General features: G+C 71.8%; 17 protein-coding genes. 9 read left to right on the top strand and 8 right to left on the bottom strand.

Going from position 1 to position 17984, the window contains the following annotated elements:
- Nucleotides 1-114: 114 nt before the first annotated feature.
- Nucleotides 115-1749, top strand: coding sequence for an ABC-F family ATP-binding cassette domain-containing protein (locus tag PGH47_RS05750; protein WP_271662543.1), 1635 nt, complete (start codon nucleotides 115-117; stop codon nucleotides 1747-1749).
- An 83-nt stretch (nucleotides 1750-1832) separates the two neighbouring features.
- Nucleotides 1833-3458 (top strand): ABC-F family ATP-binding cassette domain-containing protein, encoded by a 1626-nt coding sequence (locus tag PGH47_RS05755; protein ID WP_271662544.1) that lies wholly within the window; start codon nucleotides 1833-1835, stop codon nucleotides 3456-3458.
- Between the two features lie 26 nt (nucleotides 3459-3484).
- On the opposite strand, the gene PGH47_RS05760 is transcribed toward PGH47_RS05755, so the two are convergent.
- The gene (locus tag PGH47_RS05760; RefSeq protein ID WP_271662545.1) at nucleotides 3485-4351 is read right to left on the bottom strand and encodes an NAD(P)H-binding protein; all 867 of its coding nucleotides are present in this window, start codon (nucleotides 4349-4351) and stop codon (nucleotides 3485-3487) included.
- Nucleotides 4348-4821 (bottom strand): nuclear transport factor 2 family protein, encoded by a 474-nt coding sequence (locus tag PGH47_RS05765; protein ID WP_271662546.1) that lies wholly within the window; start codon nucleotides 4819-4821, stop codon nucleotides 4348-4350. Before PGH47_RS05765 ends, PGH47_RS05760 begins: the two co-directional genes overlap by 4 nt.
- A 114-nt stretch (nucleotides 4822-4935) precedes the next feature.
- On the opposite strand from PGH47_RS05765, the gene PGH47_RS05770 reads away from it, so the two are divergent.
- Complete coding sequence (locus tag PGH47_RS05770) at nucleotides 4936-5544, top strand: TetR/AcrR family transcriptional regulator (protein ID WP_271662547.1); 609 nt, start codon at nucleotides 4936-4938, stop codon at nucleotides 5542-5544.
- Here PGH47_RS05770 and PGH47_RS05775 read toward each other — a convergent pair.
- Nucleotides 5493-5792: a hypothetical protein gene (locus PGH47_RS05775; protein WP_271662548.1), complete on the bottom strand. Its 300-nt coding sequence runs from the start codon at nucleotides 5790-5792 to the stop codon at nucleotides 5493-5495. The genes PGH47_RS05770 and PGH47_RS05775 overlap by 52 nt on opposite strands.
- A gap of 382 nt (nucleotides 5793-6174) precedes the next feature.
- Here PGH47_RS05775 and PGH47_RS05780 point away from each other — a divergent pair, with 382 nt between their 5' ends.
- Complete coding sequence (locus PGH47_RS05780; protein WP_271662549.1) at nucleotides 6175-6969, top strand: serine/threonine protein kinase; 795 nt, start codon at nucleotides 6175-6177, stop codon at nucleotides 6967-6969.
- Entirely contained in the window at nucleotides 6966-8513 is a 1548-nt protein-coding gene (locus PGH47_RS05785) for a serine/threonine-protein kinase (protein ID WP_271662550.1), read from the top strand. Before PGH47_RS05780 ends, PGH47_RS05785 begins: the two co-directional genes overlap by 4 nt.
- A 36-nt stretch (nucleotides 8514-8549) precedes the next feature.
- Here PGH47_RS05785 and PGH47_RS05790 read toward each other — a convergent pair whose 3' ends face one another.
- The gene (locus tag PGH47_RS05790; protein WP_271662551.1) at nucleotides 8550-9701 is read right to left on the bottom strand and encodes a hypothetical protein; all 1152 of its coding nucleotides are present in this window, start codon (nucleotides 9699-9701) and stop codon (nucleotides 8550-8552) included.
- 252 nt (nucleotides 9702-9953) lie between these two features.
- Here PGH47_RS05790 and PGH47_RS05795 point away from each other — a divergent pair, with 252 nt between their 5' ends.
- Both PGH47_RS05795 and PGH47_RS05800 read left to right on the top strand, forming a co-directional pair.
- Nucleotides 9954-12050: a HelD family protein gene (locus PGH47_RS05795; protein ID WP_271662552.1), complete on the top strand. Its 2097-nt coding sequence runs from the start codon at nucleotides 9954-9956 to the stop codon at nucleotides 12048-12050.
- A 51-nt stretch (nucleotides 12051-12101) separates the two neighbouring features.
- Nucleotides 12102-12317: a hypothetical protein gene (locus tag PGH47_RS05800; RefSeq protein ID WP_271662553.1), complete on the top strand. Its 216-nt coding sequence runs from the start codon at nucleotides 12102-12104 to the stop codon at nucleotides 12315-12317.
- Between the two features lie 27 nt (nucleotides 12318-12344).
- Here PGH47_RS05800 and PGH47_RS05805 read toward each other — a convergent pair whose 3' ends face one another.
- Genes PGH47_RS05805 through PGH47_RS05815 form a run of 3 tightly spaced genes read right to left on the bottom strand, consistent with a single transcriptional unit; the run spans nucleotide 12345 to nucleotide 14589 of the window.
- On the bottom strand, nucleotides 12345-12551 hold the full coding sequence (locus PGH47_RS05805; RefSeq protein WP_271662554.1) for a three-helix bundle dimerization domain-containing protein: 207 nt from the start codon (nucleotides 12549-12551) through the stop codon (nucleotides 12345-12347).
- 47 nt (nucleotides 12552-12598) lie between these two features.
- Nucleotides 12599-12994 (bottom strand): luciferase domain-containing protein, encoded by a 396-nt coding sequence (locus PGH47_RS05810; RefSeq protein WP_271662555.1) that lies wholly within the window; start codon nucleotides 12992-12994, stop codon nucleotides 12599-12601.
- 50 nt (nucleotides 12995-13044) lie between these two features.
- A complete protein-coding gene (locus tag PGH47_RS05815; RefSeq protein WP_271662556.1) occupies nucleotides 13045-14589 on the bottom strand; it encodes an FAD-dependent monooxygenase in 1545 nt (514 codons plus the stop codon).
- Between the two features lie 54 nt (nucleotides 14590-14643).
- Between PGH47_RS05815 and PGH47_RS05820 the strand changes: the two genes are divergently transcribed.
- Both PGH47_RS05820 and PGH47_RS05825 read left to right on the top strand, forming a co-directional pair.
- Entirely contained in the window at nucleotides 14644-15255 is a 612-nt protein-coding gene (locus tag PGH47_RS05820) for a TetR/AcrR family transcriptional regulator C-terminal domain-containing protein (RefSeq protein ID WP_271662557.1), read from the top strand.
- A gap of 169 nt (nucleotides 15256-15424) precedes the next feature.
- Nucleotides 15425-16702, top strand: a complete 1278-nt coding sequence (locus PGH47_RS05825; protein ID WP_271662558.1) for an alginate lyase family protein — start codon at nucleotides 15425-15427, stop codon at nucleotides 16700-16702.
- Between the two features lie 31 nt (nucleotides 16703-16733).
- Here PGH47_RS05825 and PGH47_RS05830 read toward each other — a convergent pair whose 3' ends face one another.
- On the bottom strand, nucleotides 16734-17966 hold the full coding sequence (locus PGH47_RS05830; RefSeq protein ID WP_271662559.1) for a glycoside hydrolase family 88 protein: 1233 nt from the start codon (nucleotides 17964-17966) through the stop codon (nucleotides 16734-16736).
- Nucleotides 17967-17984: the final 18 nt, after the last annotated feature.

Here is a 17984-nt window from a genome sequence, read left to right on the forward strand (position 1 = left end):
TCGTCGTCCCCTCTCCCACTGTCTGCCGCCGGGGCAGAGCCATCACGCATGCCATCGCTGTCACGCCTGCCATGCGCCGAGCGCTCGCCCCTCCTTCACACGAGGTCACCCTTCATGCCCGACGCCTCCGTCGTCTGCTCCACGCTGTCCTTCGCCTGGCCCGACGACACGCCCGTCTTCCAGGATCTGTCCTTCACCGTCGGCTCCGGCCGTACGGGTCTCGTCGCGCCCAACGGCACCGGCAAGAGCACGCTGCTCCAGCTGATCGTGGGTGAACTGCGGCCCGGCGCGGGGTCGGTCGCCGTGTCCGGCACACTCGGTCACCTCCCGCAGACCCTCCCCCTGACCGGCGATCTCACGGTCGCCGAGATCCTGGGCGTGGCCCCGGTCATCCGAGCCATCGACGCCGTGGAGTCCGGGGACGTCGCCGAAGAGCACTTCACGACCATCGGCGACGACTGGGACATCGAGGAACGCACCCGCGCCCAGCTGGACCGCCTCGGCCTGACCGGCCTCTCCCTGGACCGCGGCCTGGGCACCCTCAGCGGCGGCCAGGTCGTCTCCCTCGGTCTGGCCGCCCAGTTGCTGAAGCGACCTGACGTACTCCTGCTCGACGAACCCACCAACAACCTCGACCTCGACGCCCGTCACAAGCTGTACGACGTGCTGGACGACTTCGCCGGGTGCCTGATCCTGGTCAGCCACGACCGTGCTCTGCTCGACCGGATGGACCGTATCGCCGAGCTCGACGGGAGCGAACTGCGCTTCTACGGCGGCAATTTCACCGAGTACGAGGCGGCCGTGCGGGCCGAGCAGGAGGTCGCCGAGAAGAACGTCCGCAACGCCGAGCAGGAGCTGAAGCGGGAGAAGCGGGAGATGCAGCAGGCCCGCGAGCGCGCGGAACGCCGGCAGAGCAACGCCGCCCGCAACCTCAAGAGTGCCGGTCTGCCCCGCATCTTCGCGGGCAACATGAAGCGGGGAGCGCAGGAGTCCGCGGGCCGGGCGGGCCAGATGCACGCGGGCCGGGTCAGCGAGGCGAAGGCGCGGCTGGACGAGGCGGGACGGGCGTTGCGTGAGGAACAGCGCATCACGCTCGACCTGCCGGACACCCACGTGCCCGCCGGACGCAACCTGTTCCTCGGTGAACGGCTCCGGGTCCGGCTCGGCGACAAGGACGTGTTCGCCGGCGAGGGCGTCGACCTGACGATCCGCGGCCCGGAGCGCATCGCGCTGACCGGTCCCAACGGCGCCGGGAAGAGCACGCTGCTGCGGGTGCTCAACGGCGAACTGCCGGTAGGGGGCGGCGAGATCAGGCGCGCCGACGGCCGTATCGCCTACCTCTCGCAGCGCCTGGACGTGCTGGACCTCGACCGTACGGTCGCAGAGAACTTCGCCGCCTTCGCCCCGCGGCGGCCGGAGGCCGAGCGGATGAACCTGCTCGCCCGCTTCCTCTTCCGGGGTGCGGGCGCCCATCTGCCCGTCCGGGTGCTCTCCGGCGGCGAGCGGCTTCGCGCGACGCTGGCGTGTGTGCTGTGCGCGGAGCCGGCCCCGCATCTGCTGCTCCTGGACGAGCCGACGAACAACCTGGATCTGGCCGGCGCGGGCCAGTTGGAGAGTGCGCTGAACTCCTATCAGGGTGCCTTCGTGGTGGTCAGCCACGACGAGCGGTTCCTGCGCGAGACCGGGGTCGGCCGGTGGCTGCGGCTGATCGACGGCGAGTTGACGGAGACGGGGGCGCCCGAGATGTGATCCGCCGCTGTGTCGACCTGGCCCGCGTCCGAGGCCTGCCGCCCCGCGGGCCGAGCACCGATCACATTGGACGGACCCGAATCATGCCTCAACCTGCCCTGCTCGCACACGATCTCGTCCGCGACCTCGACGGCCGCAGGGTGCTCGACGGCGTCTCCCTGACCGCCGCCTCCGGGCGCCGGATCGGACTCATCGGCGAGAACGGCGTCGGCAAGTCGACCCTGCTGCGTCTGCTCGCGGGAGTCGACGAACCCGACGCCGGCAGCGTCGCCCGCCCGCCCGACCTGGGCTTTCTGCAACAGGAGATGCCGTACGACGCCGACTCGACGATCGCCGACGTACTGGACGACGCGCTGCGCGAGGCGAGGGACGACCTCGCCGAGCTGGACCGCCTCACCGAACAGCTCGCGGGGACCGCACAGGACGCGCCCGAGCACACGGAGCTGCTCGCCGCCTACGGCGCCCGGCTCGAACAGGCCCAGGACCGGGAGGCCTGGGACGCGGACCGGCGCGCCGCGCTCGTGCTCGACGGTCTCGGTCTCGGCTCCTTCGGGCACGACAGGACGCTCGCCTCGCTCTCCGGCGGGCAGCGCGGCCGGCTGGCACTGGCCGCGCTCCTGATCCGGAGGCCCTCCGCACTGCTGCTGGACGAGCCGACCAACCACCTCGACGACGGTGCCGCCGCCTTCGTCGAGGAACAGGTCCGGGACCTGCCCGGAGTCGTCGTACTGGCCAGCCACGACCGGACGTTCCTCGACGCCGTGTGCACGGACCTGATCGACCTCGACCCCGCGATCGACGGCCCGGTCCGATACGGCGGCAACTACTCGGCCTATCTGGCGGAGAAGCGCAAGGAGCGGGAGCGCTGGGAGCGGCGCTGGGCCGAGGAGCAGGAGGAACTGGTCGCTCTGCGGGTGTCGGCCGGGGTCACCGCGCGCCGCGTCGCGCCGGACCGGGCGCCGCGCGACAACGAGAAGATGGGCTACGGCCACCGGGCCGGCCGGGTGCAGAGCCAGATCTCCCGGCGAGTGCGCAACGCCACCCGCCGGCTGGCGGACCTGGAACGCGACCAGGTCCGCGAGCCGCCGAGCCCGCTGCGGTTCCGGAGCACGGGGCTCACCACGCCGACAGCCGTGACGGCGGAGGACGGCCCTCTGGTGTCGCTGGACGGTGCCTGGGTGCCGGGTCGGCTCTCGCCCGTCAGTACGCGGATCCCGGCGACCGACCGGCTGCTCGTCACCGGGGGCAACGGGACCGGCAAGTCGACCCTGTTGGCCGTACTCGCCGGCCGGTTGACACCCGAGGGTGAGACACGGCGGCGGGAGGGGCTGACCGTGGGACTGCTCGCCCAGGACAGCGTCTTCGAGTTCCCGGAGCGGACCGTGCGGGAGACGTACGGGCTGGTGTTGGGCGCTCGACGCGCCGAGGCGGTGCCGTTGGGCTCCCTCGGTCTGCTGCCCGAGGCGGACCTGGACAAGGAGGTCGGCCGGCTCTCGGTCGGACAGCGCCGGCGCCTCGCGCTGGCTCTACTGGTGGCCAGGCCACCTGAGTTGCTGCTGCTCGACGAACCCACCAACCATCTGTCCCCGCGCCTGTGCGACGAACTGGAGGAGGCCTTGGGAACGGGCCCCGGCGCGATCGTCGTGGCCAGCCACGACCGCTGGCTGCGCGACCGCTGGCAGGGCCGCGAGCTGCGGCTCGCCTCCTGAAGCGGCGCCTCCTGAGCGGGACCGGATCAGCCCAGGAGGCGCAACTCCCGTTCCACCAGGGCACGGAAGCTGCCCGCCGGACGGCCGGTGAGGCGTTGGACGGAGTCGGTGACGCGGTCCTCCGCCCCCTCGGCGACGGCCCGGTCCATGCCCGCCAGCATCGCGGCGAACTCCTCGGGCATCCGTGCGCCGAGCCGGTCGCGCATCTCCTCGTAGGACAGCGGCCTGTGGGCCACGGGGCGGCCGGTGACCTCGGTGATGACCGTGGCGATGTCGTCGTAGGAGAGCGCCTCGGGTCCGGTGAGGACGAGGTCGGTGTCGGGGGCGCGGTCGTCGGTCAGGGCGTGGACGGCGACGGCCGCGATGTCGTCGGCGTCGACGAAGCCGACGCGGCCGGTGCCGGCGGCCGTGCGGATGAGGCCCTCGGTGCGGATGCTCGCGGCGTGCAGGTGGTCGCCGGTGAAGTTCTGCATGAACCAGGACGGCCGCAGCACCGCCCACTCGTCGAAGATGCCCGGCAGCGCCCGGTGCACCTGTCCCACGGCCGGCCCGCCCTCCGGGATCGACGAGGCGCTGAGCAGCACCGCGCGCCGCACTCCGGCCGCACGGGCCCGGCGCAGGAAGGGCAGGACGACGACGGCGGGGTCGGGGTCGCCGATGGGCGGGATGACGTAGACGCGGTCGACGCCGTCGAGGGCGGCGGCGTGGGTGCCGGGGTCGTACCAGTCGAAGCGGACCGGCTCGGCTCCGGCCACGGGTGCCGCCTTGCGGCCGGCCGCCCTGACCGGGTGACCGGCGGCCGTCAGCCGTGCCGCGGTTCGGCTGCCGGTGGTTCCGGTGGCGCCTGTCACGAGCGTGGTGCCGATGCCGGAGCCGGCGCCGGTCGCGGTCATCGGCTGCTCCCCGAAGAGTGGCTGCCCCCCGAAGAGTGGCCGCTCCCCGAGAAGTCGACGCCGGGTTCGAGGACAGCGAGCGGGTTCCAGTAGTCGCGGTAGGAGGTGAAGCGTCCCGCCTCCACCGTCACGACGGCGATGTACGTCATGTCGAAGGGACGGTCGGTCTGCACGAGCCGGCCGACGCCGCGCATCTCGACCACGACGGTCCGCGGGTCGTCGGTCCGGTGGATCCGCAGGTCGGCCTCGGGGAAGGCGTGCAGGTCGATGTGGTCGGGATAGGGCCGCATGTACTCGGCGATCGCCTCCCTCCCCTCCAGTCGTCGAGGCCAACCCGGAGGTGCGAAGGGGAACTCCATGACGCAGTCCTCGGCCCACAGGCCGATCCAGCCGGGGATGTCCTTGTCGAGCAGTAGTCGCAGGCTGTGGCGGTACAGCTCCGCCGGGGAGATCGATACGGGTGCGGACATGGGTATCCTCCGTCTCATACAATACGGACCACGGGTCCGGTTCGATCGACGATACGGACTCCGGGTCCGTTTTTCAATCGGAGCCGTTTCCCGTCGAACGAGTGGAGAAGCCGCGTGCCCGAGCCCGAGCGCAGAGCCCGTAAGGATGCCGCCCGCAATCAGCAGGCCGTTCTGGAAGCGGCCGACGCCCTGTTCGCCGGCTCCGAGAGCCCGGAGGACCTCACGATGGCCGACATCGCGGCGGCGGCCGGGGTCGGCAAGGGGACCGTGTTCCGCGCGTTCGGCGACCGCGCGGGTCTGTTGCGCGCACTGTACGAGGCACGGCTCGAACCGGTCCGCGAGGCCGTGGCGTCGGGGCCGCCACCCCTCGGGCCCGGCACCCCGCCGCAGGAGCGCGTGCCCGCGCTGCTCGACGCCGTCCTGTGCTTCAAGCTCGACAACCGCCGCCTCGCGCTGGCCCTGGAGGAGCACGGGAGCAGCAGTCCGTACCAGGCGGGGCACTACGACGGATGGCACCGCCTGCTCCGGTCCGCACTGGAGCAGCTCCCCGGACTGCCGCACCCCGGCTTCACCGCCCACGCCCTGCTCGCGGCCACCCGGGCCGACCTCGTCGAGCGTCTGGCCGGCGAGGAGGACGTACCTCGCGAGCTCCTGCGGACCCAACTGGCCGACTACGCCCGCAAGGTCGTGACCTCTCCCCCGGACACCTCCGACCGGGGCTGAGCACCGGCGTCGTCCGTCGCGTCCGCCTCGCTCGCCGCCATGCCGACGAACCGGCGAACCGCCTCGACCGGCATGTCGAGCCCCTCGGAGGCGGCACGCTCGTCACCGAACACCTGGACGGCCTCCGCAACGGCAACGGCGAGTTCGGTCTCCGCCTTGCGGACCTTGACCTCGGCCTTGTCCACCGTGTCCACCACCGCCAGCTGGCGCCGCTGCTTCTCCTGGAGCCGCTGCTTGCGGGAAGGCATCTTGTCAGAGTTCTGCGCAATCACGACCAAGATCATAAGCGGGTGGGCGCATGCTCACGAAATCCGCAACTCCCGCTCTCCCAGGGCCAGTTCATGGACACTCTCGGCGAACGCCAGGAGAGGCGGGCTTCCTCGACCGCATCCCAGGCTCTCGCGAAGCCCCAGGTCAACAGACCCGGGATGATCCCAGGGTCCCAGAACGCGCGTAGGAGGTTGCGGTGACCGCTGGGAGCGGTGATGCTCTCGGTGTCGCAGCGACCCGGGTGGACCGACCATCCGCCGTCGACGGGAGCTGCGGCACCCGTCCACGCACCACTCGCCGGACAGGCGGCCACCGGAGCCGGCTGCGGAACATCGGCGATCACATCGGGGGAGAACCGGCATGGAAACGATCATCGTCCAGCCGCCAGGTCCGTCGGGACCGGACATCGGGGGCGGGGGCAAGCCCGAGCTGCTGCACATGGGGCCGGGTGACGTGGCCGAGTTCGGGCGGGGGCTGCCAGGCGGCGGGGGTGTCGCCATCGTTCTGCCCGACCCGGGCATCTCCCGGCGGGCGGGCCGGCTGGAGGCGGCCGACGACTACTGGCGGCTGTCGAACTTCAGCCGTGACTCCGCCTATGTCGTCGAGAACCTGGAGGGGGCCGGTGAGTACATCACCGTCGCACCCGGCCGGCTCGGTGCGCCAGTGCCGTTCGAGTTCTCCAGGGTGGTCCTGCCCGCGCTGAACGGGACCGTCGACTTCAAGGTGTTCGCCCCGCAGCACGCCTACCTGGACGAGCGGTCCGCGCCCGGTGCCGGTGAGCAGACCGTGCACCCCTACGCGCTCGACGTCACGGCGAAGTACTTCCTCGTCCTCGTGGCACTGTGCGAGCCGCGACTGCGCGATCTGTCGGACAGCGCGCTGCCCGGAGTCGGGGACATCGTGGAGCGGCTGCGTCCGCTGGAGAGCTGCCGCGGTCTGACCCGCTCGGCCGTCAACTACCACATCGACTACCTGGCCTTCGCGAAGCTGCGCCTGGACGTCGGCGACGAACCCGGAGCGGACGGCAACGGCCGTACCGGCGCCAAGCGCGCCCGACTCGCCTCCCTCGCCCTGCGCTTCGGCCTGGTGCGGGAGGAACATCTCGCACTGCTGCCGCCCCGCAGGCGGATCGTCCCGCAGGAGGTCGGCGCGTGAGCTCGTCAGGCTCCGGGGAGGACGTCGAGCAGACTCCACTCGGAACTCCCCGCCTGCCGGCGGGATTCCGGATCGACGGCTGGGAACTGGGGGCGGTCATCGGCTCGGGCGGCTGGGGCACCGTGTACGAGGCCCGCGCGGTCGCCGACGGTACGACGGCCGCGGTGAAGGTGCTGCCGACCGGCGCCCTGGCCCCCGGTCAGCGTGCCGCGCTGGGCGAACTGGTCGCGCGCGAGGTGCGGTTCAGCGCCGAGGCGGACCATCCGCACCTCGTGCGGACCCGGGCCGTGTGCACCGTCGAGGCGCCGGACCTGCCCGCGCTGGACGGGGCGATCGCGCTGGTCATGGACCGCGCCGAGGCCAGTCTGCGCCAGGTCCTTGAGGCAGCCGACAGCGGCTCTCCGGCGCCGGAGGCGGTGCGGATCCTGCGCGGCGTCGCCGCCGGGCTGGCCCATATGCACGGCGCCGGCTGGGTGCACGGCGACCTCAAGCCCGCCAATGTGCTGCTGGGCACGGACGGCGAGGTCTGGCTCGCCGACTTCGGCCTGGCCACCGAACTCGACGGCACCCACGCCCACTTGCCCCCGCTCGGCACGCTCGACCACCTGCCGCCCGAGTGGTGGTCCCAGCGCACCGGGGCCGAGGGCACGCTGGTGCGGCCGACCGCCGACATCTGGGCGTTCGGCGTCCTCGCCCACCAGGTCCTCACCGGCGGCATCCACCCGTTCCCCGGCGCCACCGCACGCGCCCGCTCGCTCGCCGCCCAGGCCTACGCCCGCGGCACCGCACCGCTGCGGCTCGACGCCGGACTCGACGACGACTGGCGCCGGCTCATCGGTGACTGCCTGGCGCCGGACCACACGACCCGGCTCCCCCACACCGCCGCGAGCCTCGTGACCCGGATCCAGCGGCTCTCCGGCACGCGTGGCCGACGCCGACGGCTGCCGATCGCCGCATTGTCGCTGGTCGGTGTCATGGCCGCCGCCACGGTCGGGTTCGCGCTGCTCGGGGGCGGCGACGGCGACGAGGACCTCAGGCGCGGCGCCTCCCCCACCGTCACCGGGACGCCCATCGTGGCCCCCGGGGAGATCCCGGAGGACTCCGACGTGCCCGAGTCGCTGCGCCCCGTGTTCGTCAACGCCGCCCGGCGCTGCACCGACGCGGAGGTCACACCCGCGCTGCTCGCCGCGATGGTGAAGGCGGAGAGCGGGTTCGACGTGAACGCGGCCCGCCCGGAGGCAGAGGAGTACGGCATCGCCATGTGGACGCCGTCGGTGTTCCGGGCCTGGGCGGTGGACGGTGACGGCGACGGGGACAAGGACTACCGGTCGCCGGCGGACGCGATCTCCACGATGAGCCTGTACGTGTGCTGGCTCGACCAGCAGTTCAAGAAGGAGCATCTGCCGGCCGAGGACCTCCCCGCACTGATCGCGGCCGGCTACCGCACGAGCGATCGCACGGTCATCGAGGAGCGCGGGGTCCCCGAGCGCGTGAAGCCGCACGTCGACAAGGTGCTCCGCTTCCTCGCCGCCTACGAGCGGTGAGGAAGCGGCCCCGCGCCGGTCACCGGCCCTCGGTGGTCAGCAGTCCTTGACGTCCGGCAGCCGGTTGTCGGGCGAGCTGATGTAGATGTTCGAGATCCAGCCGCCGTACTGGGGCAGATAGGCCCACCAGTCGTTGGAGTACGGTGGCACGTCCACCTTCTGCCCCCTCTTCTGGCATCCCACCAACACCTCGACACCAGCGGGTAGTTGGGTCATCGGCGCGTTCTGCGTGGACGGGTCCCGGCGGACGTTCACGTGGTCGCTCCAGGTGCCGTACCACCACCCCGCCGGCCGTGCGGCCCCCGGAAGGTTCAGGGAGCGGGTCAGCCGGCCGATGTCCGTGTACGCCTTTCCGTACGACGTGCCGGCCGGGTGCAGCGTGAACACGGCGACTATGTACCGGTCGCCGGCGCCCACGGTCCCGGTGCTGTGCAGCGCGGGCAGGGACAGGTTCACGTCGTCGGCGGGAGCCGGGGCCGGGGCCTGAGCCACGGAGCGTGACGCGCTCTCCGAGCCTCCCGCCCCGCACGTGCCCTTCTCGTAGGAACCCGACCAGCCCTGCTTCACCGCCCACGGCTTCTCGAACGCCCCCGCGATGCCGAAGTGCTGGTCGAAGTCGTCCGCGGCGCATCGCGTGGACTGGCGGAGGTTGCCCATCACGAAGTCGCGCACCGGGGCCGGCGCCGTGTCCAGGAGGTAGCGGTAGATCTTCACGGTGTCGCGGGCCGAGAGCGAGACGTAGCCCCAGTAGCCCTCGTAACCGGCGGGCGGCGGGTTCGTGTCGGTCAGGCCGAGATTGCGGACCATGCGGGTGATGATCGCCGACCCGCCGTTCACCTCCCAGTAGTGGCTGGCCGCGTCGTCGTCGCTGCTGCGCAGCATCGGCTCCAGCAGGGCCCGGTCGGCGGCGGGCACGGTGTAGTCGGGGCCGCGGTTCCACAGGAAGTCCAGCGCCAGCAGCAGCTTCACGACGGAGGCGGACCGGAAGCGGGCGCTCGTGTTGAGCTGCTCGGTGAAGGTGCCGGTCTGCCGGTCGAAGACGGCTGCTCCCGCGGTGACACCGGCGGGCACCTGGACGGACGCGGCGGCGCTCAGGGGCCGGCCGCCGGGGGCAGCGGCGGCTGCGGACCCTGCCGCACCGCTGACGAGCAGCAGCGCGGCGGCGGCGGCAGCGAGAAGACGGCGCATGTGGTGCCTTTCGGAGTTGACGGTTTCCGGGCAGGGGAAGACGGCTGGGCAGAGGGCCGGTGGGGACACCCGAACCCTAGGGAGAGAGGTGAGGCGGCGGTCCCTGACAAATGTCAGGGTGACGGCGGTGCCGAGGCGGCGGCGGCCGTCGCGTCGCGGCCCTGGGCGGCTGACGCACACAGGTAAGTCAAGACTTACCTTTGCTGCGGTCCGACCGCATAGTGGGGAGCCGCACCGAGAGGAGGCCCCCTGTTGTCGCAGTTCAGCGACGGTGCCGCGCGCCAGGTGAAGGCGGAGCAGGACCACGTGACCGCCGTGTACGACCTGCTCGACGTACGCGTGGGCGACGCGCGCAGAGAGCTGACCGAGGTGCTCGAGTCACCGGTCGACAGGGCCGGCAGCGGGCGGGAGGTGTACGAGCGCGATCTCGCCGCCGAGCGTTGGACGAGGGAGGTCCGCCGGCTGGAGGCGGCCGAGACCGGGCTGGTCTTCGGCCGGATCGACGGTGCGGAGGGGAACGCCCTGCACATCGGCCGGCTCGGACTGCACATGGACGGCCTCGACCTGCCACTGCTCGTCGACTGGCGGGCTGAGGCGGCGCGGCCCTTCTACGAGGCGACGACGGTCCACCCCATGGGGCTGCGCCGGCGCCGGCAGCTGCGCTTGGAGGACCGCACGGTCCGCGCGGTGAGCGACGAACTGCTCGACGCCTCCCCCGCCACCCCCGACGACGTCCTGGACGACAACCCCTTGGCCGAGGTCCTTCAGGCTCGGCGGACCGGGCGGATGCGCACGGCCGTCGCGACGCTCCAGACGGAGCAGCACGCGATCGTCCGCTCGCCGCACCGCGGGGTGACCGTGGTGCAGGGCGGACCCGGCACCGGCAAGACGGTGGTTGCCCTGCACCGGGCGGCGTACGTGCTGTACGCGTTCGCCCGGATCGCCGAGCGCGGCGTCCTGGTGCTGGGGCCGAACGCGCGCTTCCTCGACTACGTCTCCCAGGTGCTGCCCTCGCTCGGCGAGAACGACGTGGTCCTGGCGACCTGCGAGGAGCTGGCCGGGACCGAGCCGCTGACGGTCGAGCCGTGGGAAGTGGCGCGGTTGAAGGGCAGTTCGGCGCTGGCGGACGCGCTGGCCCGCCTGGTCGCCGGCCGGCAGGCGGCGGCCGGCGACTTCTCCGTACGGCTGGGGCAGGAACTGGTCCGGCTGCCGGAGGTGGACGTCGCGAGGGCTCGGGATGGCGCTGTGGCCACCGGCCTGGGGCACAATCGCGCTCGCCAGGTCTTCAAGGGACTCCTGATCGACGCGGTCACCGGCCTCCTGGAGCGCGGTGCCGTGGAGGCCCTGGAGCGCATCGACGCCGAGGTCTCCGAGGCCACCGGCCTGGATCTGGACCGTGCCGCGGCGGACGACCTGCGCACCCTCGGCTTCGACGACGCGCCGGCCACCGCACCGGCGGACGAGTTCGACGCGGACGCCGTCCGGGCCGGTCTCCTGGACGATGCCCAGGTGGACCTCGCCGTGGAGGCTCTCTGGCCACGGCTGACGCCCGATGACGTCGTACGGGCACTGCTCACGGACCCGGACGCGCTGGCCGAGCACCTCTCGCATCTCACGGGCGAGGAGCGGGCGCTGCTGCTGCGCGCACCCGGCGCGCCGTGGTCCGACGCGGACGTGCCGCTGCTCGACGAGGCGGCGAGCCTGGTCGACGGCCCGCCCCGGCGGACGTACGGGCATGTCGTCGTGGACGAGGCACAGGAGCTCACCGACATGCAGTGGCGGATGATCGTCCGCCGGTGCCCGGCGAGGTCGATGACGCTGGTGGGCGACTTCGCCCAGGCGGGCCCCGCCTCGACCGCACGCACCTGGTCCGAGGCGCTGGGGCCGAGTCTCGGTCCGCGGTTCGACCTGCACACCCTGACCGTCGGCTACCGCACCACGCAGGAGATCCTGGAGACCACCGGCGACCTCCTCGCGCGGATCGCCCCCGGCCGGACACCGAGCCGCTCGATCCGTCACGGCGACGCTCCCCGCCTCCTCGCCGCACGCCCGGACACCGTCGCCGCCAGCCTTGCCGCGGAACTCCGGACCCAGGCGGCGGAGCACCCCGGTGAACTGCTCGGGGTGATATGCGCCGACGCCCGGACCGACGAGCTGCGCTCCGCCGGGGTCACACGATGGGCGCAACTGATACCGGCGTCCCAGGCACGCGGCCTGGAATTCGACGCCGTGGTCGTCGTCGACCCGGAGGAGATCGTCGCGGCCCGCGGCAGCGGGGAACGCGACCTCTACGTGAGTCTCACCAGGGCCACGAAGCGGCTGTGCACGATCGCCGTCAGCCCCGTGTGACGGGCTCGCGCTCCGCATGCGCCCGCCCGGTGTCGACCGCACCCTTGTGCCATGGCCGGCGCGCATCCGATTGTCGTCTACCCACTCGCCGAGGACGGCGGGAGACGGGTCCGTGTCGACGACCGGTTCGTGGGCATGGCGTACGGCCTGCTCGACATCGTCGAGTTCCTGCGCCTGGCCGGCCTGGACGAGGTGGACGACGACTGGGTCCGCGAGTCCGAGCTGATCGAGTGGCGCGGCAGCGGGCCGGACGGCTGGGGCCGGTAGCGAAGGCCCCGAGCCTCTCCGGTCCGGTCAGCCCGCCGATTCGTGCAGGATGATCCGGGCCCTTCGCTCGACGAGTACCGGAACGAATTCGCGCACCGGCCGGCCCACGAAGGTCGCGTGGGCCATCGCCACGGCCTCCTCGACCTCGGCCGGGCTGTGTGTGGCGCCGAAGGCGCTCTTCAGGCGTTCCACCACCAAGCGGATGGCGTCTTCCTCGCGTGTTGTCTCAGCCACGGTGCACCCTGCCCAAAGCCCGTACGACCTGCCCTGAGGCCCATATCTCAGTCTGCGCCGAAACCTTGGCGGGCGACCACCGCGCTGCGGCGGTCATTGCACGGGGCTCGTGACCCCTGCTCGGGGAGCGGCAGGTTCTGGTGGGCGCGCAGGGCGAGGCTCACCAAGGTCATCAGCAGGTCGAAGTCCGCCACGACCTCCATGCGCACCGTCACCCAGTGCGAGCCGGGGATCAGCCGGACCGCCGTCGCGGCTTCGAGGTGTTCCTCGAACCGTCGGATGACCCGTGCCGTGAGGCAGAGGTCGAGGTCCTGGTCGGAATGGAAATGTGCGATCTCACGGTGGGCTGCGGCCAGTGCCCGGCCGGTTCCGCAGCTCGGTTCCACCTCGGTGAGGTCGGGCCATGTCGCCAAATGCGCGAAGGCTCGCGCGGCCAACGTCATGCGCCCATCATTCACCCCTCACCGCACAGCCACCAGGAGGTGAGGATCCCTTAACCGTTCCGTTCGCGTGATTGTCCTGATCCGGTTTCGACGATCTTCCGCCACGGCGAACCCTGCGTGGAGTTCACCCCTTGTCCGGTGTCGTCCCGTTCGGCGGCCCAGGCGATGTGGCCGTCGGGGCGGATCAGGGCGGCGCGCAGCTCCCGCCAGGCGGCCGGGGGCCGGTCGAGCGGGCCGGTGTGGACGGCGAGGCCCTGCCGGGGGCGGTCCGGTGTGCCGTCCGGCGTGAGGTCGAGGAGCAGGTGGGCGTCGGGGCGGAGGAGCTCGAACAGGCTCTTGTCCGTGCCGGTGAAGGCGAGGTCGGGGGCGCGGGTGCCGGTGAGGGGATGGGCGGCCGGGTCCGTCGGGGGGTAGCGGACGGCGAGGCCGGTGAGCCGTTCGGCGAGGGCCCGGTTGAACGCCGGCTGGGTGGCGAGCATGCCGCTGAACAGGGCGCGCAGGTCGAGGCCCTCGGGCGTGAAGGTGGTCATCAGGGCGGTCTGGGCTCGGCTGTGTTCCATCAACTGGACACCGACCGGGTGCCGTTCGGCGTGGTAGGTGTCCAACAGGGTCTCCGGAGAGCGCCCGTTCAGTGTCGCGGCCAGCTTCCAGCCGAGGTTGTGCGCGTCCTGGATGCCTACGTTCATGCCGACTCCCCCGGTGGGAAAGTGCTGGTGGGCGGCGTCTCCGGCGAGCAGCACGCGCCCGCGCCGGTACTCGGCGGCGAGCCGGGTGGCGTTGCCGAAGCGGGACAGCCAGGACGGGTCGCGCATGCCGAAGTCGTCGCCCGCGACGGCAGCCGTCCCGCGCCGCAGTTCGTCCAGCGTGAGGTCGCCGGGCCACTCGGTCGTGAGGCTGTCGGGGCCGACTCCCACGATGCGGAAGCGCCCGTCGGGCAGCGGCGCGATCATCACGCCGCCTTGGTCCGTGAAGGAACTGAAGCCGGAGGGCGGCGGGTTGTCGAGGACGACGTCGCCGAGGCGGCCGAGGACCGTGGACGGTGTGCCGGGGAAGTCGATGCCGGCAGCGGTGCGCACGGTGCTGCCGGAGCCGTCGCAGCCGACGAGGTACGCCCCCTCGATCTCGTACGCCCCGTCCGGACCCGTCACCTGGACGGTCACCGCCCGTCCGGTCTCGGTGAACCCGGTGACGCGGTGCCCGCGCACGATCGTGGCGCCGAGGCCGAGCACATGCTCCTGGAGGAGTTCCTCGGTGCGGGCCTGGGGCAGGAAGAGGGTGTACGGGAACGGGGTGTCCAGTTCCCGGAAGTCGAGCCGGTCGTCGAGCATGGCGAAGTGACCGAAGGGGATGGTCAGTCCCTCGGCGAGGAACGGCCTGTGCGCGCCGCGCGAGGCCAGGATCTCGATGGTGCGCGGGTGGACGGTGAGCGCCTTGGAGCGCCGGTCGATCTCCGTTCGCTCCTCCACGACGGTCACGGAGATCCCGCCCAGCCGCAGCTCGGCGGCGAGCCACAGCCCGACCGGGCCTCCTCCCGCGATGACGACATGCCGCTCTCCGGCGGACTTCTCCCCGAGCTTCTCCATGGGTATCTCCATCGCCCCTCTTCTTGGTCACTGACCAACAACGTCCGATCGCAGTAAACTAGGTCAATGACCAAGAGGCAAACGGCCGACCGTCTCGAACCGGCCACCGTGATCCGTGCGGCCCTTGAACTGCTCGACGACAAGGGCCTGGACGCGCTGTCCACGCGGGCGGTAGCCGACCGGCTCGGCGTTCGCATGAACACCGTGCTGTGGCATGTGAAGACCAAGGCCCGAATGCTGGAGCTGATGGCGGACGCGGTCGTCGGCGAGATCCCGCTCGACGACCTCCCCGACTCACCCGCCCTGCGCGCCCCCGAGGTGATCCGCCGCTACCGCCAGGCGTTGTTGGCCCACCGCGACGGCGCCGCGCTCGTCGTCGGCACCTACGCCGCCGAACCGCACACCCTGCACCTGGCGGAGACGCTCGTCGCCGCACTCCTGGACGACGGGCTGAACGAGCGCGAGGCGGCCTGGACCGCATGGACGCTCATCTACTTCACCCTCGGCCTCACCCAGGAGGAACAGGCGGCCGAGCAGCAGTCGCTGGACGACCGCCTGGCGACCGCGATCTCCGGGGAGACCCACCCCGCCCTGCACCGCACCCTCGGCCATCTCACCTCCGAATCCTTCGACGAGCGCTTCGAGTTCGGCCTGAACTCGATCCTCGGGCGACGGTGAGCGCGACACACGGCGACGGCAGTCCCACCTGAAGGTCCGCACCAATAAACCGCCGCACACCCCTTTCCCCTCCCCGACCGCCATGCCATGCTCACGCTCAGCGCGCACGCAAATATGAACTGAGTTCATATCCATGAATATCGCGAAGAGCACAGCATGGAGGGCGGACATGAGCGCACAACCCCGATCGGGCGTCCTGCTGGTGGCCCTGGCCGCGTTCACGACGGGCGCCGTCCCCGTCGCCACGGCCGGCACGGAGGCACGGCACGCGCCCCGCGTCCCGCACACGGCCGTCCTGGACGGCGCCCGGCTCCAGCAGACGAAGGTCCGCCTCGATCGCGGCGACCCCCGACTCCGGCGCGCGGTGCAGGCGTTGACGACCCGTGCCGACAAGTGGCTGAACCAGGACCCGTGGACCGTCGTCGACAAGCCCCGTCCCGCCCCCGGCGGCGACGTTCACGACTACCTCAGCCAGGCCCCCTACTGGTGGCCCTCCAAGACCCCGACCCAGGACAACCCCTGGGGCTGCCCGTACGTGCAGCGCGACGGCGAGCGCAACCCCGAGGTCGACACCGGCACCGACCGCCAGGACGTCGAGAAGACCTTCGACTCCGCCTACGACCTCTCCCTCGCCTGGTACTACACCGGCGACAAGCGCTACGCGCAGAAGGCGGGGCAGGTCCTGCGCACCTGGTTCCTCGACCCGGCCACCCGCATGAACCCGAACCTGGACCACGCCCAGTTCATCCCGTGCAAGTACGACGGCCGGGCCATCGGCATCATCGACTTCTCACAGTCGTACACCAGCGTCCTCGACGCGATCGCCCTCCTGGAGACCGGCGCCCCGGGCTGGAGCACGAAGGACCGCACCGCCATGGCCAAGTGGAACACTGACTTCCGCGACTGGCTCAAGAACAGCGACTTCGGTAAGCAGGAGGCCGCCGCGACCAACAACCACGGCACCTTCTACGACATGCAGCTCGCCGCCCTCGCCTACGCGACCGGTGACAAGGACCTGGCCCGCCGGACCGTACTGGACTCCCGGACCAAGCGCATCGCGCCGCAGATCGCCGCCGACGGCAGCCAGCCCCAGGAGCTGGCCCGCACCAGGAGCTGGCACTACTCGACGTTCGACCTGGTCGCCTACACCCGGCTCGCGGCCATCGGCCGGCACGTCGGCGTGAACCTGTGGGCCTACCAGGGGCCCGACGGACAGAGCCTGTTCAAGGCGGTGGACTATCTGCTGCCCGCAGCGACGGGCGCCGCCGCCTGGCCGCACCCGGAGCTGGAGTTCCACCGGTTCGCGGCGACCGACGTCGTCCATGCCGCCGCCGACGCCGGGGACAAGCAGGCGCAGCGGGCCGTACCGCTGCTGGAGGAGCCGCCGGGCGGTGACCTGTGGGCCCTGCGCCCGGCGGCGGAACAGCTGGACTCGATCGCGGGCTGACCGGCGCCGGCCGGTCGGCCCGCGTGAGCCGTCACACCGTGGACAGGTCGATCGCCCGGTCGACGTCCTGCGGCCGGAGCACGCGCAGGATGCCCTCCAGCAGGTAGTAGTCGGCGTACGGCAGGGAGATCTCGACGCCGTCCTCGCTCGGCCGGTTGCGCGTGCACCGGGCGACGACGGCGTCCGCGCGGGCCGAGTTCCGCGTCAGACAGGTCTCCGCCAGCGCGGTCAGCAGCCGCAGCGCCACGTCACGGTAGGACTGCCGGCCGGTGGCCGCGGCGAGATCGAGCAGACCGCACGCCATGATCGCGCCGGCGGAGGCGTCCTTGATGTCGTACGGCTGCTGCGGGGCGCGGTAGTCCCACACGGGGACGTGGTCCGGGGTGAGCACCCCCACGGCGTAGTCCGCAAGCTTGCGGGCGGTGGCGAGGAACTCGGCGTTCCCGGTGCGGCGGTACATGGTGGTGAAGCCGTACAGCCCCCACGCCTGTCCGCGCGACCAGCACGAGGTGGGGCTGTAGCCCTGCACCGTGTTCGGGCCGATCGCGGCGCCGCTCGCCGGGTCGAAGTCGTAGACGTGCGGGGTCGATCCGTCCGGGCGCGGGAAGACCCGCTGGGCGGTCTTCGCGTGCGCCACGGCGATGTCCAGGTACTTGGCGTCCCCGGTCTGGCTGCTCGCGAAGGCCAGCAGGTCGAGGTTCATCATCGTGTCGATGATGACCCGGCCCGCGTTTCCGGTGTCGTTCAGGGCGCCCCAGGCTCTGATGAAGCGTCCGCGCGGGTTGTACCGCTGGATCAGCGAGTCGGCCGCCCGCAGGGCACCGGTCCGCCACTTGCCGTCGCCCGTCAGCCGCCAGGCGGTGACCCAGGACGGGTAGAAGAGGAACCCGAGGTCGTGCGTGCCGGTGTCGTTCTGGCGGGGGGCCAGCTTCTCGGCCGAGGCGAGCGCCCAGGTGCGGAAGGCGTCGTCGCCGCTGTGCAGCCAGGCCATCCACAGCGTGCCGGGCCAGAATCCGCCGACCCAGTCGCCGTTCTGCGAGTAGGTCCACTTCTCGAACTTCGTGCCGACGGGGAAGGCGGTCACGGTCGGTGCGACCGCGTGGAGCTTGTCGACGGCGTAGTCGGCCGCGGCCTGGAACTTGCGCAGGGTCGGTACCGGCACACGGTCGGCGGTCGGGTCCGCGGCCGCGGCCGGCGTCGAGGACGCCCCTAATGCCGCGGCACCGGCCGCCGTGGCCAGCACAGTTCGCCGGGAAACAGTCATGGCGGTACCTCCAACTGG

Source organism: Streptomyces sp. HUAS 31, from assembly GCF_028198125.1.
In the GTDB taxonomy this organism is placed as follows: domain Bacteria; phylum Actinomycetota; class Actinomycetes; order Streptomycetales; family Streptomycetaceae; genus Streptomyces; species Streptomyces chartreusis.

Excerpts from the sequence above, each read along its gene's own strand:
- PGH47_RS05750 (WP_271662543.1), top strand. The coding sequence starts at position 115 with ATGCCCGACGCCTCCGTCGTCTGCTCCACGCTGTCCTTCGCCTGGCCC.
- PGH47_RS05755 (WP_271662544.1), top strand. The coding sequence starts at position 1,833 with ATGCCTCAACCTGCCCTGCTCGCACACGATCTCGTCCGCGACCTCGAC.
- PGH47_RS05760 (WP_271662545.1), bottom strand. The coding sequence starts at position 4,351 with ATGACCGCGACCGGCGCCGGCTCCGGCATCGGCACCACGCTCGTGACA.
- PGH47_RS05765 (WP_271662546.1), bottom strand. The coding sequence starts at position 4,821 with ATGTCCGCACCCGTATCGATCTCCCCGGCGGAGCTGTACCGCCACAGC.
- PGH47_RS05775 (WP_271662548.1), bottom strand. The coding sequence starts at position 5,792 with ATGCCTTCCCGCAAGCAGCGGCTCCAGGAGAAGCAGCGGCGCCAGCTG.
- PGH47_RS05780 (WP_271662549.1), top strand. The coding sequence starts at position 6,175 with ATGGAAACGATCATCGTCCAGCCGCCAGGTCCGTCGGGACCGGACATC.
- PGH47_RS05790 (WP_271662551.1), bottom strand. The coding sequence starts at position 9,701 with ATGCGCCGTCTTCTCGCTGCCGCCGCCGCCGCGCTGCTGCTCGTCAGC.
- PGH47_RS05800 (WP_271662553.1), top strand. The coding sequence starts at position 12,102 with ATGGCCGGCGCGCATCCGATTGTCGTCTACCCACTCGCCGAGGACGGC.
- PGH47_RS05810 (WP_271662555.1), bottom strand. The coding sequence starts at position 12,994 with ATGACGTTGGCCGCGCGAGCCTTCGCGCATTTGGCGACATGGCCCGAC.
- PGH47_RS05815 (WP_271662556.1), bottom strand. The coding sequence starts at position 14,589 with ATGGAGATACCCATGGAGAAGCTCGGGGAGAAGTCCGCCGGAGAGCGG.
- PGH47_RS05820 (WP_271662557.1), top strand. The coding sequence starts at position 14,644 with ATGACCAAGAGGCAAACGGCCGACCGTCTCGAACCGGCCACCGTGATC.
- PGH47_RS05825 (WP_271662558.1), top strand. The coding sequence starts at position 15,425 with ATGAGCGCACAACCCCGATCGGGCGTCCTGCTGGTGGCCCTGGCCGCG.
- PGH47_RS05830 (WP_271662559.1), bottom strand. The coding sequence starts at position 17,966 with ATGACTGTTTCCCGGCGAACTGTGCTGGCCACGGCGGCCGGTGCCGCG.